The sequence below is a fragment of the Desulfovibrio sp. ZJ746 genome, from assembly GCF_011039155.1.
Taxonomy (GTDB): Bacteria; Desulfobacterota; Desulfovibrionia; order Desulfovibrionales; family Desulfovibrionaceae; genus Desulfovibrio.
In genome coordinates this window covers 90,152-106,541 of the sequence record NZ_JAAKEK010000003.1, presented here as the reverse complement: position 1 = coordinate 106,541, position 16,390 = coordinate 90,152, and the positions used below count along the sequence as shown (strand labels likewise).

At 66.2% G+C, this 16,390-nt stretch carries 11 protein-coding genes, 1 tRNA gene and 1 pseudogene; 10 read left to right on the top strand and 3 right to left on the bottom strand.

What is annotated here, in order from left to right:
* Positions 1 to 106: 106 nt before the first annotated feature.
* A pseudogene (locus tag G7Y54_RS06475) lies at positions 107 to 425 on the top strand (transposase); the annotation flags it as partial.
* A 93-nt stretch (positions 426 to 518) separates the two neighbouring features.
* On the opposite strand, the gene G7Y54_RS06470 reads toward G7Y54_RS06475, so the two are convergent.
* The 3 genes from G7Y54_RS06470 to G7Y54_RS06460 all read right to left on the bottom strand — a co-directional run bounded on the left by G7Y54_RS06470 (position 519) and on the right by G7Y54_RS06460 (position 2,398).
* A tRNA-Pro gene (locus G7Y54_RS06470) sits at positions 519 to 595 on the bottom strand.
* Between the two features lie 74 nt (positions 596 to 669).
* On the bottom strand, positions 670 to 894 hold the full coding sequence (locus G7Y54_RS06465) for a hypothetical protein (RefSeq protein ID WP_165078477.1): 225 nt from the start codon (positions 892 to 894) through the stop codon (positions 670 to 672).
* 25 nt (positions 895 to 919) lie between these two features.
* Positions 920 to 2,398 (bottom strand): M23 family metallopeptidase, encoded by a 1,479-nt coding sequence (locus G7Y54_RS06460; protein ID WP_165078476.1) that lies wholly within the window; start codon positions 2,396 to 2,398, stop codon positions 920 to 922.
* A gap of 306 nt (positions 2,399 to 2,704) precedes the next feature.
* Here G7Y54_RS06460 and G7Y54_RS06455 point away from each other — a divergent pair, with 306 nt between their 5' ends.
* The 9 genes from G7Y54_RS06455 to aspS all read left to right on the top strand — a co-directional run bounded on the left by G7Y54_RS06455 (position 2,705) and on the right by aspS (position 16,390).
* Positions 2,705 to 4,090 (top strand): helix-turn-helix domain-containing protein, encoded by a 1,386-nt coding sequence (locus G7Y54_RS06455; protein WP_165078475.1) that lies wholly within the window; start codon positions 2,705 to 2,707, stop codon positions 4,088 to 4,090.
* Positions 4,091 to 4,243: 153 nt separating this feature from the next.
* Complete coding sequence (gene dnaN, locus G7Y54_RS06450) at positions 4,244 to 5,395, top strand: DNA polymerase III subunit beta (RefSeq protein ID WP_165078474.1); 1,152 nt, start codon at positions 4,244 to 4,246, stop codon at positions 5,393 to 5,395.
* A gap of 58 nt (positions 5,396 to 5,453) precedes the next feature.
* Positions 5,454 to 7,913 carry a DNA topoisomerase (ATP-hydrolyzing) subunit B gene (gene gyrB / locus G7Y54_RS06445; protein ID WP_165078473.1) on the top strand — a complete coding sequence of 820 codons (2,460 nt, stop codon included), beginning with the start codon at positions 5,454 to 5,456 and terminating at the stop codon, positions 7,911 to 7,913.
* Between the two features lie 18 nt (positions 7,914 to 7,931).
* Positions 7,932 to 8,276 (top strand): hypothetical protein, encoded by a 345-nt coding sequence (locus tag G7Y54_RS06440; protein WP_165078472.1) that lies wholly within the window; start codon positions 7,932 to 7,934, stop codon positions 8,274 to 8,276.
* 84 nt (positions 8,277 to 8,360) lie between these two features.
* Positions 8,361 to 10,877 (top strand): DNA gyrase subunit A, encoded by a 2,517-nt coding sequence (gene gyrA, locus G7Y54_RS06435; RefSeq protein ID WP_206214922.1) that lies wholly within the window; start codon positions 8,361 to 8,363, stop codon positions 10,875 to 10,877.
* On the top strand, positions 10,870 to 11,697 hold the full coding sequence (locus G7Y54_RS06430) for a tetratricopeptide repeat protein (protein ID WP_165078470.1): 828 nt from the start codon (positions 10,870 to 10,872) through the stop codon (positions 11,695 to 11,697). The genes gyrA and G7Y54_RS06430 overlap by 8 nt, the downstream gene beginning before the upstream one ends.
* 125 nt (positions 11,698 to 11,822) lie before the next feature.
* Positions 11,823 to 13,217, top strand: coding sequence for an amidophosphoribosyltransferase (gene purF / locus G7Y54_RS06425; protein WP_165078469.1), 1,395 nt, complete (start codon positions 11,823 to 11,825; stop codon positions 13,215 to 13,217).
* Positions 13,214 to 14,512 carry a histidine--tRNA ligase gene (gene hisS / locus G7Y54_RS06420; protein ID WP_165078468.1) on the top strand — a complete coding sequence of 433 codons (1,299 nt, stop codon included), beginning with the start codon at positions 13,214 to 13,216 and terminating at the stop codon, positions 14,510 to 14,512. The genes purF and hisS overlap by 4 nt, the downstream gene beginning before the upstream one ends.
* Before the next feature lie 3 nt (positions 14,513 to 14,515).
* Positions 14,516 to 16,390: an aspartate--tRNA ligase gene (gene aspS, locus G7Y54_RS06415; protein ID WP_165078467.1), complete on the top strand. Its 1,875-nt coding sequence runs from the start codon at positions 14,516 to 14,518 to the stop codon at positions 16,388 to 16,390.

The following is a 16,390-nucleotide window of genomic DNA, read 5'->3' as shown; positions in this document are numbered from 1 at the left end:
TGGGCTATGGGAGAAGCCTCATCACAGGGAGGGGCGTTGATGCGGGCGGCAACCTTTTGCCGAGGGACACCTGTCGGGCCGTCGGTAGTGTCGTGAGCGAAGGCCCCTCATGCCCATCATTGAGGAGCGCGTCGAGCCGGCAGCATCCTCTCCACGGACATGTTCCGGGCATATACTCCCCTGGATGCAGGCGATTTCCACCATCACAGGCGTGAACATTCAACGTTATTTGCCAAACAAGGAAACCATGTCAACAGGATAGAAAATTTTTGGCACCAGGCAAAGCGGTATCAGCTCAAGTTCAACGGCATTGGCCTGAACACTTTTACTGGTTCCTCGCAGAGAGCGAATGGCGCTTTAATGGTGGCACTCGTAAGGCGCCCTTAATCCAGCTAACTTCTTGGATTAAAGACGCAAAACATTAACCCTGGCGAGGACAGCCCCAAATTCGTGTTTTTGAAAAAAATTTCCTAACGCAGAAAGGGGTTACGGTTTTCACCGTAACCCCTTGGAATTTCTGGTCGGGATGAAAGGATTTGAACCTTCGACCCCTTGAACCCCATTCAAGTGCGCTCCCAGACTGCGCTACATCCCGACGCCCGTCTGTCCTACGCGCCGGCGGCGCGCCTGTCAAGAGTTTTCTCCGTTGAAGCGCTGCCTCCCGCTCCCTCACGACCATGTGCTCACCACGAGGCCGGAATCATACATGTTCTCCGCGGCGGCGCGGAACTGGTGCTCCGTGAAGGACTGCACGCTGGCCATGGAATCGAGCTGCGGCACCGCTGCGGTCACGTCAGTGACGATGCTCGGCGCATAGGAGATGCCGAGGCTGTCGCGCGGCGGCGTGTCCTGCACCACATTCAATCCACCCCACAAGGGATCGAGCGCGATCATGGCCGTTCTCCTCCCGTATCTTCAGCTAGCCCCGCCGCTTTTGGGCGCGGCGCTGGCGGCGCGGCTGCGTTTTTTGCGGCGCGGCCGGCGGGGACGCCTCCACCTGCGGCGCCTCGGGCACCAGGCTGTCGACGGTATACTCGCCCAAAGGACGCCGCCCTTCAAGATAGTCGCGCGCGGCCGCCACGGTCTTGCCGAACTGGGCCATGTTCCTGCGCGAGACAGGCTCCCCGCGGGGATTGATGGCCTTGGCCGGGTTGATGAAGGTGCCGTTCTGGCGCAGGCGGAAATCGAGGTGCGGCCCGGTGGAAAGCCCGGTGCTGCCCACAAAGCCGATGACCTGCCCCTGGCGCACGCGCTGGCCCTGCTTGAGGCCGCGCGCATAGCCGGAAAGATGGGCGTACATGGATTCGAGGCCGGCCGCATGCTTGATGATGACCTGGTTGCCGTAGCCGCCGGCCCAGCCGCGCCTGGTGACCACGCCCTCGCCCACGGCCTTGACCGGCGTGCCCGTGGGCGCGGCATAGTCCACGCCGAGGTGCGCCCGCCGCGAGCCGAGGATGGGGTGGCGCCGGCTGTGCGTGAAGCGCGAGGTGAGGCGCGTGAAGGCCAACGGCGCCTGCAGGAGCGTCTTGTGCAGGTTCTCGCCCTTGCTGTTGTAATGCTGGGGGCGGCCCTGCCCGTCCCGGAACAGGAAGGCCTCGTAGGTCTTGCCCTTGTTGGTGAAGCTGGCGGCCAGCATGCGGCCGTAGCCCTTGTATTCGCCCTCGCGGTAGCGCTTTTCCACGAGCACGCGGAAGCTGTCGCCCTCCTGAAGGTCGCGGATGAAGTTCACCTCCGCGCCGAAGAGCTCGGCGAGGCGCAGGGCGAGCTGCGGGCTTTCGCCGATGTCGGCCACGGCCTGGAAGAGGTTGTCGTCGATGACGCCCTCGGCCGTCGTGAGCAGGGTGACATACTCGATGGGCTCCACGCGTGCCTGGGGGGCCTCGTCCCCCTCCACCACGAGGCGCCGGCGCCCGTCGATCTCGTACTCGAAGCGCTTGACCCGGCCGGAGTCCGGGTCCGTCACCACCACATAGGGCTGGCCCTCACGGAAGGAGCGCAGGGAGAACACGCGCCGGGCCGCGCTCACGTATTGCTGGATGCCGTCGTCCGCCGCATTGCCGAGCACCTTGGCGATGGTGTCGCCCTTTTCCACCACGCCGTGCGTCACGGACCCGTCCTCGGCAGTGCCGGGGGGACCGCCGGGAGCGCTGCCGGAAGGGCTCTCCGCGACATCCTTGTGACGGAAGCCCGGGGCGTGCTCGGCGATTGTCGCCACCACAGCGCGGGCCGCGGCTTCGGCGTCAGCGGTGGTTGGAGGCGCGGCGGTGGGCGCGGCTTCGGGGGCGCTCGCCTCCTGCTGCTCAGGCCCTCCCGAGGAGAAGAGGTCCTCCTTATGGGCGAAAAAGCCCCCCGCAAGCAGGGCCAGCGCGGCGATGGCCAAAAGTAGGCGTTTTTGCATGGTCACGGCCGTTCTATATATCGGAGCCCGCGCCCATGTCCAGTTGCGGGCCATCTTTCGCAACCCTGCCCTAACTGTGCCGGGTGACGGACAAAGGGCGCCTTTTCCACAGCCCGGGCCGCGCTTCCAGCCGTGCCGGCGCACGCCTCAGAAAAGCGCCCCCTGTGGAAAAGTCTTGTTTCCGGCGCTTTTTTGTGCTATTTACCGCTGTTCGCGCAGGTGCCGGAAGGGGCTTCCGGCTGCTGATTTCGACGCGATTCGGGCAGGTGTTCGGTGGCCTGCCGGGGCCGCGCCAACGGGCATGCCATGCTGACTGTGGAAGAGCTGAAACAGGGCTTGCGCCCGCTGCTTTCGGGCGAGACCGGGTCTCTCGCAACGGCTGATGCCGTTGCGGCTTCCGGGGCTGCTCCGTCCGGGCCGGCCGCCTGGTTCGACGCACTGGCCCTGCGCCTGGAGGACGGCCGCCTCGTGGTGGGCTTTCCGCACAGCTATTTCGCCCGCTGGTTTTGCGCCCACAAACAGGCCGGCTTTGAACGCGCGCTGGCCCGCTGTTTTCCCGAAATGCCAGGCATCCGCTATGAAGAGGCGCCTCGCGCCCCGGCGGGGCTTTTCACGGCCCGGGAGGGCGAAGGGACCGCGCGAGACCCGGAAACAGGAATTTCGGCCCCGGATGAAACTGCGCCGGACGCAGATATTCCGGGTGAAGACGCTTTCGGGCGCTTCATCGTCAACGCCAAAAACGCCTTCCCCTTGGCCACGGCCAAAAAAGCCGCGGCCGAGGGCGCGCCGGCGGGCGGGGCCGCGCTCGTGTTTTGCGGCAAGAGCGGCACCGGCAAGACGCAGCTGCTCACGGCCATGGCGGCCACGCTGGCGCGCCGCCTGGGGCGGGCCCCCGTCACCCTGTGCGGCGCGGCAAAATTTTGCGGCGGCCTCGGCGAAGGCGCCGCGGGCCCTGTGCAGGGCCGGGCGGAACGCTTCTGGCACGGCTGCCACGCCCTCCTGCTGGACGACATGCAGGACCTGGCCGGCGAACCGCGCTGGCAGCGCAGCCTCGCGGCCCTCATGGACGGGCGGCCGGCCGGGCGCCTGCTCGTGTTCGCCCATGCGGGGCCGGCCCGGGAGCTCGCCCGCCTCGAGGCGCGGCTGCGCAGCCGCCTCGAAAGCGGCCTCGTGCTGGAACTGCTGGAGCCCGATCTCGACGTGCGCCTGCGCTATCTCCAGCGCGCCGTGCGCGAGCGCGAGCTCCCGCTCACGCGCGAGCAGCTGCTCTATCTCGCGCAGCGCTGTGTGCAGTTCAGCCTGCTCCAGGGCCTGTTGCGCAAGGTGGAGGCTTTTGCCCAGCTCAATGGCCGCGCTCCCCTGCAGGCGGATCTTGAGAACATCGTGCGCACCGGGGGCAGCGTGCGCCCGGCGGGCTGCCGCGAGATCGTGGGCTTTGTGGCGCGGGGCTTCAACCTCAGGGCCGAGGATGTGCTCGGCACGCGCCGCCGGCCGGACCTCGTGCTCGCCCGCCAGGTGGCCATGTATCTCTGCCGGCGCAAGCTCGGGCTCTCGTATCCCGAGCTCGGCCGCGCCTTCGGCGGCCGCGACCACAGCACGGTCATCCATGCGGTGAAGAAAATTCGCAAATTGCTGGAAACGGACAAAGTTGTGCACACCATGGTGACAGAGCTGGAAAATACGGTGCCCTGAGCGTCCCAAAGTGCGCGCCACGCCACCGACGCGCCCCTCGCTGTGCGCCCCGTGCGCAGGCAGTGCGCGAGAATGGCCGGAAATTTTCCCGCTTTTTCAACAGGCTGCCGCAGTTAAGCACAAAGGTACACCTTCAATAACAAGGACAATCATATGAAACTTGCCGTAAACAAAGAGCAGATCATCGAGGGCCTGCAAAAGGCTGCGGCCATCATCCCCTCCAAGGCGGGCGCCGCCTACCTGCGCTCCATCTGGCTCCGCGCCGGCGAGGACGGGCTTTCGCTCATGAGCACGGACGCCAATATCGAGTTTACCGGCACCTATCCCGCCGAGGTGGCGGAGCCGGGCCTCGTCGGCGTGCAGGGCCGCTCCTTCGTGGACCTTGTGCGCCAGCTGCCCTCGGGCGTGCTCCACCTGAGCCTCGACGATTCCGGCACCCTGCTCCTCGAGCAGGGGCGGCGCTCCTACCGCCTGCCGGTGAACGGGCCCGAGTGGTTCCAGAACTTTTCCGAATTTCCCGAGGAGAACGCGGTCATCTGGTCGGCAGACATCCTTTCCGGCCTGCTCGACCGCGTGAGCTTCTGCATCAGCGACGACGACGCCATGGACGCCATCGCCTGCCTGTGCCTCAAGCCCCGGGGCGAGGGCCGCATCGACGTGTGCGGCCTCAACGGGCACCAGTTCGCGCTCGTCACCATCACCCATGACGAGCTCGCCAGCCGCCTCCCCGAAGCCGGCGTGCTCATCCAGAAAAAGTATCTCCCCGACATCCGCAAGTGGCTCGGCGAGGACGAGATCGAGCTCAACCTCACGGACAAGCGCTTTTACCTGCGCCGGCTCGACCGCGCCGAGACCCTGAGCCTGCCCCGCGCGCTCCACGATTATCCCGACTACACGGTCTTCATGGCCCGCCTCGAGGACGACGGCGCGAGCCGGCTCGACCTTGACCGCAAGGAGGGGATGGACGCCCTCGGACGCATCCTTATCTTTAATACGGAAAGCGACCGCTGCGTCTATTTCGACCTCGCCCGGGACGAGGCGCGCCTCTCCGCCCAGGGCGCCGACGTGGGCTCGGCGCAGGAGAGCCTGGAAGTGCGCTATGATGGCAGCATCAGCCGCATCGCCTTCCCCACGCGCAACCTCATGGACGTGTTCTCGCACTTCGTTTCGCCGCGCGTGGACATGACCCTCACCGGCCCGGAGGGGCCCTGCGGCATCCGCGGCGCGGAAGACCCGGACTATACGGTCATCATCATGCCCATGAAGGTTTCCGAGGCGGCCTATTATTCCGAGGACGACGTGTAGGCCGGCCGCCCGGTTTTTTGGTTTACGCCGCTTTTGTTTCGCCCTGAAGGAAAGAACCATGTCGCAAAGCCAGCTCCCCGCCACGCCCGGCACGCCCGCCGCCCCCCAAGCCCCGGGCGCCTCCGGCTACAACGCCTCGTCCATCACCATCCTCGAGGGCCTTTCGGCCGTGCGCAAGCGCCCGGCCATGTATATCGGCTCCACGGACGCGCGCGGGCTCCATCATCTCGTGTACGAGGTGGTGGACAATTCCATCGACGAGGCCATGGCCGGCTATTGCACGAAGATCACCGTCACCCTGCATGCGGACAATTCCGTCACCGTGCGCGACGACGGCCGCGGCATCCCGGTGGACATCCATCCCAAGGAGGGCGTGCCCGCGGTGCAGGTGGTGATGACCAAGCTCCACGCGGGCGGCAAGTTCGACAACACGAGCTACAAGGTCTCGGGGGGCCTGCATGGGGTGGGCGTGTCCTGCGTCAACGCCCTTTCCGAGGAGCTTACCGTCACCGTGCGCCGCGAGGGGCGGCGCTACCGGCAGCACTATTCGCGCGGCGTGCCGCAGGATGCGCTCGCCGTCATCGGCGAGGGCGTGGAGGGCCACGGCACCACGGTGCGCTTCAAGCCGGACGAAGAGATCTTCGAGGTCCTGGAATTTTCCTTCGAGACCCTGAAAAAGCGCTTCGAGGAGCTGGCCTATCTCAACAGCGGGCTCACCATCGAGTGCATTGACGAGCGCACCGGCGAGAGCCACATTTTCCACGCCGAGGGGGGCATCCGGCAATTCGTGGGCGACCTCAATTCCGGCGAGCAGGGCATCCACCCGGTCATATCCGGTGACGGCGTGGTGGACAGCGTGAGCGTGGATTTCGCCCTGCAGTATAACGCGGGCTACAAGGAAAACATCCTCACCTTCGCCAACAATATCCGCACCAAGGAAGGCGGCACCCATCTCGTGGGCTTCCGCACGGCGCTCACCAGGGCCATCAACGGCTATATCAAGGGCCAGCCGGACCTTGTGAAAAAGCTCAAGAACACGGCCCTTTCCGGCGACGACGTGCGCGAGGGCCTGACGGCCGTGGTCAGCGTCAAGCTGCCGCAGCCGCAGTTCGAGGGCCAGACCAAGACCAAGCTCGGCAACTCCGAGGTGGCGGGGCTCGTGGCCGGCCTCACCTATGACCGGCTGAACGTGTTTTTTGAAGAAAACCCCCGCGACGTGCGCCTGATCATCGACAAGGCGCTGGACGCGGCCCGCGCCCGCGACGCGGCCCGGCGCGCCAAGGAGCTCGTGCGCCGCAAGGGCGCGCTCTCCGACAATTCGCTGCCCGGCAAGCTCGCCGACTGCCAGAGCAAGGACCCGGGCGAGTCGGAGCTCTTCATCGTGGAGGGCGATTCGGCCGGCGGCTCGGCCAAGCAGGGCCGCAACCCCAAGATCCAGGCCATCCTCCCCCTGCGCGGCAAGATACTCAACACCGAGCGCACCCGTTTTGACCGCATGCTGGCCAACAAGGAAGTCAAGGCGCTCATCACCGCCATGGGCGCGGGCATCGGCGAGGAAGACACGGACCTCGACAAGCTGCGCTACCACAAGATCATCATCATGACCGATGCGGACGTGGACGGCGCGCACATCCGCACCCTGCTTTTGACTTTCTTCTTCCGCCAGTACCAGGAGATGGTCGAGCGCGGCTTCGTCTACATCGCGCAGCCGCCGCTTTACCGCGTGCACAACGCGCGCATGGAAAAATTCATCAAGGACGACGCCGAGCTCAACGCCTTCCTCCTCTCGCGCGTGAGTGAGGACGTGAGCGTGGTGGCGCCCAACGGCAAGACCTTCGCGGGCAAGGAACTCATCGGGCTCATGCGCCGCATCGAGACCCTCGAGCAGCGCGTGGCCGAGGCCGAAAGCGGCGGCATGCCGCGCGACCTCTTCCTCGCGCTCGTCACCTACCCCACGCGGGTGGACAGGGAGACGCTGGAAGAGCTGCTCGAGAGGGGCGAGAGCGAATTCACCGAATGGCTCAACAAGAACGGCTATTTGCTCACCCTCGAGCGCGAACGCAGCGAAGAGGACGACGAAGTCAGGCTCTTCGCCAATTTTGAGAACGCGGGCAGCCACCATACGCGGCGGGGCATGGAGTTTTTCGCCTCAAGGCTTTACCGCCGCACGTGGCAGCTCTTTACCGAGCTGCGCGAGGAATGCGGCGGCCTTGCCTTCACCCTTGTGCGCAAGGACGGCGAGGCCAGCGTGGACGATGTCTTCCGCCTGCTCGCGCAGGTGCTGGACGAGGCGCGCAAGGGCATCAATATCCAGCGCTACAAGGGCCTTGGCGAGATGAACCCGGAACAGCTCTGGACGACCACCATGAACCCGGAAAACCGCGTCCTGCTCCAGGTGTCCGTGGAGGACGCGCTCTCGGCCTCCGAGGCCTTCGAGGAGCTCATGGGCGACCGCGTGGAGCCGAGGCGCGAATTTATCGAGCGCAACGCGCTTTCCGTGCAGGACCTCGACATCTAGCGGGCAGGGAGAAAGCACATGGCCGAGCAGCATGACGACGCGCGGCAGGTGGCGGAAAGCGCCCCGCCGAAAAGGCCTACCGGCTGGCTTTCCTGGGTGGTGGCCGTGGCGGGCTGGCTCATCTGCGCCGGGTTCTGCCTCTGGCTGACCATCGCCCTCGAGGCGTGGCCCTATGCCTATGAGGTGTTTTTCCCGGCGATTTTGCTCATCCTGTTCTGCAATATCCTGGTCTTCCTCTTTGTGGCCACGCGCTGGGCAAGCCAGGCCAGGCGGCTTTTCGGGGCCGTGGCCCGCGTGTGCGTGGGCGAGGGGCTCTTGCTCCTCCTCATGTACGCGGCCGGCCGCTACGGCATCGGCGGCTAAAGCGCCCTTTTCCATCCACCGTCATCTCCCTGCGAGGGCAGCGTGGCAGACAGCGAACAGTATCCGGCGGAAACGCATCCGCGCATCAATATCGAAAAGGAATTGCGCCAGTCCTACCTGGAGTATTCGCTTTCGGTCATCATCGGCCGCGCCATCCCGGACGCGCGCGATGGCCTGAAGCCCGTGCACCGGCGCATCATGTACGCGCAGCACGAGCTCGGCAACAGCTACAACCGGCCGCACAAGAAGTCCGCGCGCATCGTGGGCGATGTCATCGGCAAGTATCACCCGCACGGCGATTCGGCGGTCTATGACGCGCTCGTGCGCATGGCGCAGGATTTTTCCATGCGCGACCCGCTGGTGGACGGGCAGGGCAATTTCGGCTCCATCGACGGCGACTCGGCCGCGGCCATGCGCTACACCGAAGTCCGCCTCTCGCGCCTCGCGCAGGAATTTCTCGGCGACCTCGACAAGAACACCGTTGACTTCAGGCCGAACTACGACAACACGCTGGAAGAGCCCACGGTGCTGCCCGCCAAGGTGCCCAACCTTTTGCTCAACGGCTCCTCGGGCATCGCCGTGGGCATGGCCACCAATATCCCGCCGCACAACCTGGGCGAGCTGTGCGGGGCCCTGCTCCTGCTGCTCGAAAACCCGCAGGCCACGGTGGACGAGCTCATGGAGATCGTGCGCGGGCCGGACTTCCCCACCGCGGGCTCGGTCTATGCCGGCAAGGGCCTTGCCGACGCCTACCGCACCGGGCGGGGCACCGTGAAGGTGCGCGGCAAGACCGTCATCGAGGAGCGCAAGAAGGGCCTGCAATCGGTCATCATCACCGAGATTCCCTTCGGGCTCAACAAGTCCTCGCTGGTGGAAAAGATCGCGGCGCTCGTCAATGACCGCAAGCTCGACGGCATTGCGGACTTGCGCGACGAATCCGACCGCAAGGGCATCCGCATCGTCATCGACCTGAAGCGCGGCACCATCCCGGATATCGTCATCAACGCGCTCTACAAGTTCACGCCGCTGGAATCGAGCTTCGGCATCAACATGCTGGCCGTGGCCGACAACCGCCCGGTTTTGCTCAACCTCAAGAGCGCGCTCACCTGCTTCATTGACCACCGCCGCGAGGTGGTCATCCGGCGCACGCGCTTTGACCTTGAAAAGGCCGAGGCCCGGGCCCACATCCTCGAGGGCCTGCGCATCGCCATCGACCATATCGACGAGGTGGTGGCGCTCATCCGCGCCTCGGCCACGCCCGAGGAGGCGCGGCTCGGCCTCATGCGCGCCTTTGACCTTTCCGAGATACAGGCGCGCGCCATCCTCGACATGCGCCTGCAACGCCTCACCGGGCTCCAGCGCGAGGAACTGCTCGCCGAGTACCAGGAATTGCTCAAGAAGATCGAGTTCTTCCGCTCGGTGCTGGAAAATCCCGAGGTGTTGCGCGGCGAGATGGAGCGCGAGATCCGCGAGGTGAGCGAGGCCTTCGCCACGCCGCGGAAGACGGAGATCCTGCGCGAGCCGCTTTCCGGCATCGAGATGGAAGACCTCATCCCGGACGAGGAAGTGGTCATCACGCTCTCGCGGCGCGGCTACATGAAGCGCACCAATCTCGAGAACTACCAGCAGCAGAAGCGCGGCGGCAAGGGCATCGCCGCGGTGCACACGTCCGAAGACGATTATGTGCAGGAATTCCTCGTCACCTCCAACCACCAGTACCTCTGCCTCTTCACCAACAAGGGGCGCATGCACCAGCTCAAGGTGCACCAGGTGCCCGAGGGCAGCCGCACGGCCAAGGGCGTGCATATCAACAACCTCCTCCCGCTGGAGGAGGGCGAGTGGGTGACCACGGTGCTGGCCTTGCGCGAGTTCGCCGAGGACAAGTACTTCCTCTTCGTGACCAAGCGCGGCATGGTCAAGCGCTCCTCGGCGTCGCTCTACGCGCGCTGCCGGCGCAGCGGGCTCATGGCCGTGGGCCTGCGCGAGGATGACGAGCTCGTGGTGGTGCGCCCCATCCGCGACGACGAGCATGTGGTGCTGGCCACGGCGGACGGCCTCGCCATCCGCTTCTCCTGCGCGGACATCCGGCCCATGGGACGCACGGCCACGGGCGTCAAGGGCGTGGCCCTCAGGCGGCACGACAGCGTGGTTGCCTGCGTGGTGCTGAAAGACACCGACCAGACCACGGAGATCATGTCCATTTCCGCCAACGGCTACGGCAAGCGCACGCGCGTGGATCTCTACCGGGTGCAGTCGCGCGGCGGCAAGGGCGTCATCAATTTCAAGGTCACGGGCAAGACCGGGCCTGTGGTGGGCGCCATGCCCGTGCGCGAGCGCGACGGCCTCATCCTGCTCACCTCGGCCAACAAGGTGGTCCGCATCGGCGTGGACGAGGTGGGCAGCAAGGGCCGCGCCACCATGGGCGTGATGCTGGTGCGCCTTGACGAGGGCGCGCGCGTGGTGGGCTTCGACCGCGTGGACGACGGGGGCCAGCAGGGCCCGGGCATGGTCGAGGACGAGGAGGTGGCCGGCGCCGTGGCCGCCGAGGACGCGGCTCTGGCGGGCGATGCTTCGGCGGACGACGGGGAAACGGATGCCTGAGCGGCGGCTCGCGGCCCTCGCGCTCCTGTGCCTTCTGGCGCTTGCGGGCGTGTCGTGTGACCGCGGGCAGATCCTGGCCGACGACCTCGCGGACGCGCGCGCGGCCGTGGCCGAGCGCAACTGGCCCCTTGCCGAGCGCCTTCTGGAGCGCTATCTCCGGGAGGAGACGAGGGACGCCGAGCGTCGCGGCCCCGAGGCCGAACGCCGCTGGGAGGCCTGGCAGCTTTTGTTGCAGGTGCTCAATTCCGCCGGGCCCGAGTCGCGCGCGAGCCTTGAAGTGCTGGAGGCCATGCGCGCGGAATACGAGGACGACGACGGCCGCATGGCCGACATTTTGGAGCACATGGGCCTTGCCTGCGAGCGCCTGCGCCGCTATGACCAGGCGGCCGGGGCCTGGGCGGCCTATACGGGCCTGGCCGGCATCGGCGGGGCGCGCAGGGTGGAGGGCTTCCGCCATCTCGCGGCCATGCAGTTCATCCGGCGGCGCTTCGAGGCCGGGGAGGAAAGCCTGGCCCAGTGTCTCGCGCTGCCCCTGCCGGACCATGACAAGATCCGCTGCATGCTCGACCTCGCGGACCAGAACATGGCCCGCGAGCGCTGGCAGGAAGTGGCGGACCTGTGCCAGCAGATTTTGGACAGCGGCCCGGACGAGGAAGTGCGCGGGCAGGCCGGCTATCTCCTCGCCGACGCGCTGGAGCAGCTCGGGCGCCACAAGGAGGCCCTCGCCCAGTTCGAGGCGGCGCGCGACGCCTACCCGAACCCGGCGGTCATGGACAACCGCATCGCGCACTTGCGCAAGACACTGAAGAACGGCCAATAAGGGAAGTTTTTGCCAAAGAGTGCGGAGAATTTCGGCGTTCAGAAAAGCGCGGGAACCGCACCAGCAGGACAAAAGTACAACCATCGCCAACAACGCCCAACGAACCAACGGGAACACAAAGCACGATGATACGGCATGAATGCGGCCTTTTCGGCATCTACGGCCACGACGACGCGGCCAAGCTCGCCTATTTCGGGCTCTACGCCCAGCAGCACCGCGGCCAGGAAAGCGCGGGCATCGTCACGGTGGACGCGGACGGCATGCACGACCACAAGAGCATGGGCCTCGTGCCCGATGTCTTTTCCGAGGAGGTGCTGCGGCGCCTCACCGGGCGCACGGCCATCGGCCATGTGCGCTACTCCACCACGGGCGGCGCCTCGCAGCGCAACGCGCAGCCCTTCATCGCCCGCTTCCAGGGGCAGGACATCGCGCTCGCGCACAACGGCAACCTCGTCAATGCGGCGGAGCTTCGGGCCGAGCTCGAAAACGAGGGCGCCATCTTCTCCACGGGCAATGACAGCGAGGTCTTCATGCACCTCCTCGTGCGCTCGCTGCGCCACAAGGACCTGCCCGAGGCCGTGGCCGAGGCCTGCTCGCGCCTTAAAGGCGCCTATTGCTTCCTTATCCTCTGTGGCGGCACGCTCATCGCCGTGCGCGACCCCCACGGCTTCCACCCGCTGGCGCTGGGGCGGCTCGACGGCGCGCCGGTGTTCGCCTCCGAGACCTGCGCCTTCGACCTTCTCGAGGCCGACTACGAGCGCGCCGTTGAGCCCGGCGAGATGATCGTGGTGGACGCCATGGGCGAGCACTCGAGCCGCCTGCCGGGCCCGCATCCGGCCAGGCCGCGCCAGTGCATCTTCGAGCTCGTCTATTTCGCCCGGCCCGACTCCTACGTGTTCAACGAGCAGGTCTATGTCTGCCGCAAGCAGATGGGCTGGCAGCTGGCGCACGAGTCCACGCCGGACGTGGACTTCATCATGCCCTTCCCGGATTCCGGCGTGTATTCGGCGGTGGGCTTCGCCCAGTGCGCGGAGCTCCCCTACGAGCACGCCATGATCCGCAACCACTATGTGGGCCGCACCTTCATCCAGCCCACGCAGAGCATGCGCAATTTCGGCGTCCGCGTGAAGATCAACCCGGTGCGCGCCATGATCGAGGGCAAGCGCATCTGCATCGTGGACGACTCCATCGTGCGCGGCACCACCATGATGACCCGCGTGAAAAAGCTGCGCGAGCTCGGCGCCAAGGAGGTGCATATCCGCATCTCGAGCCCGCCGGTGAAATTCCCCTGCCACTACGGCGTGGACTTTTCCTCGCGCGGGGAGCTCATCGCGGCCCAGTGCGAGATGGACGAGATCATCCGGCGCCTCGATGTGGATTCGCTGCATTACCTCAGCATCGACGGCCTGTTGCGCTCGGTCATGCACTCGGACGACTTCTGCCTCGCCTGTTTCAACGGCGACTATGCGGTGCCCTGCGAGGGCTGCGCCAAGTTTTCGCTGGAGGGGAAGCGGTCATGAGCGAAGGGCGCGATATCAGCCGCATCAAGGGCTTTGCGGACCTCTTCCCGCCGGAGAGCACGGCCTTCACCCGCATGGAGGCCTGCGGGCGCGAGATCTTCGGTCGTTACGGCTTTGCGGAATTGCGCACGCCGCTCCTCGAGTTCACGGGCCTCTTCCAGCGCTCCATCGGCGCGGAGACGGACGTGGTGCAAAAGGAGATGTATACCTTCCCCGACCGCAAGGGCCGTTCCATGACCTTGCGGCCCGAGGCCACGGCCGGTGTCATGCGCGCCTGCATCGAGGCCGGGCTGGCGGACGGCAGGAGCGGCGGCCCGCATCGCTTCTTCACCATGGGGCCCATGTTCCGCTACGAGCGGCCGCAAAAGGGACGCATGCGCCAGTTCCACCAGATCAACTGCGAATGCCTCGGCACCGAGAGCCCCTTTGCGGACGCCGAGCTCATCGCCATGCTCTGGCGCTTTTTGAGGGAGCTTGGCATCCGGGACCTCACGCTCAAGCTCAATTCCCTGGGCTGCGCCAAGTGCCGCCCGGCCTATATGGAGGCCCTGCGCGAGTATCTCGCCAATGTGGACGAAACGGCCCTTTGCGAGGACTGCCGGCGCCGCAGGGAGAGCAATCCCCTGCGTGTGCTCGATTGCAAGCACGAAGGCTGCCGCACCCTCACCGAGGGCGCGCCGCGCCTTATCGACCACAATTGCCAAGAGTGCGGCAACCATTATGACACCGTGCTGCAGCTGCTCTCCAAGGAAGGCATCAAGCCCCAGATCGACCACCGCCTCGTGCGCGGCCTTGACTATTATTGCCGCACCACCTTCGAGGTGGTGAGCAACCATATCGGCGCGCAGACGGCCGTGGCCGGCGGCGGCCGTTATGACGGGCTCACCGCCCAGCTTGGCGGGCCGGACGCCCCGGGCGTGGGCTTTGCCTGCGGCATGGAGCGGCTCGCCCTGCTGCTGCCCGATGCGGAGCCCGCCGTGCCGGACTGCTTCCTGATGGCCCCGGGCAAAACGGGCCGCGAGCAGTGCTTCTCCCTCGCCGAGGCCCTGCGCAAGGAGGGCCTTGCCTGCGTGCTCGAGTATTCCGGTGGCACCTTCAAGAGCCTCATGCGCAAGGCCGCCAAGAGTGGCGCGCGCTATTGCTGCATCATCGGCCCGGACGAGGCCGCTGAAGGGCGCGTTACCCTCCGAAACATGGAAAACGGCGAGCAGGCGACCCTGCCGCAGGCCAAAGCCCCGGCCCGGCTCGCCGACCTTTGCGCCCAGACACCTTCCAGCCCGAACAACAACGGATAAGCCATGGACAAGATCCAGGAATCGCAGGACCTCCAGCAGGAGCACGGCAAGTTCATCACCGGCCTCGGCGGCTGGAAGCGCAGCCACGATTGCGGCAGCCTCAGCGCGGCCGACATCGGCGCCGAGGTCTGCCTCATGGGCTGGGTGCAGTACCGCCGCGACCACGGGGGCCTCATCTTCGTTGACCTTCGCGATCGCGCCGGCCTCACCCAGGTGGTCTTCAGCCCGGACATCGCGCCCAAGGCCCACGAAAACGCCCATATCCTGCGCAGCGAATACGTCATTGCGGTCAAGGGCAAGGTGCGCCATCGTCCCGAGGGCATGGTGAACCCCAACATGCCCACCGGCGAGATCGAGGTCGTGGTCAACGACTGGAAGCTGCTCAACACTTCCAAGACTCCGCCTTTCCCCATTGAGGACCGCGCCGACGCGGGCGAGAACCTGCGCCTCGCCAACCGCGCCCTTGACTTGCGCCGGCCGCGCATGCAGTCCGCATTGCGCTTGCGGCACAAGGTCGCGCAGGCCATGCGCCGCTATCTCGACGGCGAGGGTTTTGTGGAGGTGGAAACGCCGGTGCTCACCAAGTCCACGCCCGAGGGGGCGCGCGACTTCCTCGTGCCGAGCCGCCTCAATCCCGGCGAATTCTACGCCCTGCCGCAGTCGCCGCAGCTCTTCAAGCAACTGCTCATGGTGGCCGGCTTTGACCGCTATTTCCAGATCGTGCGCTGCTTCCGCGACGAGGACCTGCGGGCCGACCGCCAGCCGGAATTCACGCAGGTCGACCTTGAAATGAGCTTTGTGGACGAAGACGCTGTCATGAGCGTGGCCGAAGGGCTCATGAAGGCCGTGTTCAAGGCCGCGCTCGGCCGCGAGCTTGACCCGCCCTTCCCGCGCATGACGTGGGAGGAGGCCATGGCCCGCTATGGCGTGGACAAGCCGGACACGCGCTTCGGGCTGGAGCTGCACGACATCACGGAGCATGTGCGCGGCTCGGGCTTCAAGCTCTTCAGCCAGGCGAAGCTCGTCAAGGCCATGCGCGTGCCGGGCGGCGAAAGCCTCACCCGCAAGGAGATCGACGAGCTCACGGACTTTGTGCGCATTTACGGCGCCCAGGGCCTTGCATGGATCAAGATTCGCGAGAACGAGTGGCAGTCGCCCATCGCCAAGTTCCTGTCGGAAAAGGAGCGTGAGGCCATCGCCCGCGAGCTCGGCCTCGAAGTGGGTGACATCGTGTTCTTCCAGGCCGGGGAGCCGGCCATGGTCAACGCGGCCCTGGGCAACCTGCGCGTCCGGCTTGGCCAGCAGCTCGGGCTCATCCCCGAAGACAGCTTCAACTTCCTCTGGGTGACAGAATTCCCGCTCTTTGAGTATGACGAGGAAGAAAAGCGCTATGTGGCCTGCCACCATCCCTTCACCTCGCCAGCCGAGGGGCACGAGGCACTCATGACGACGGACCCCGGGGCCACGCGCGCCCGGGCCTATGACCTCGTGCTCAACGGCAACGAGGTGGGCGGCGGCTCCATCCGCATCCACCGGGCCGAGGCCCAGCGTGCCATGTTCAAGGCCCTTGGCTTCACGCCCGAGTCTGCCGAGGCGCAGTTCGGCTTCCTCCTGCAGGCGCTGGAGCAGGGCGCGCCGCCGCATGGCGGTCTTGCGTTCGGGCTGGACAGGCTGGTTATGCTGCTTTCGGGCGCCTCCAGCATCCGCGATGTCATCGCCTTCCCCAAGACGCAGAAGGCCACCTGTCTCCTCACCCAGGCGCCCTCGCCCGTTTCGGCCGCGCAATTGCGCGAGCTGGGCTTGCGCCTGCGCGAGGCCGCCAGGCAGGAGCAGAAGGCCGAAGCCGCGGCGGGAAGCTTCACCCGCGCGGAGGCGTGA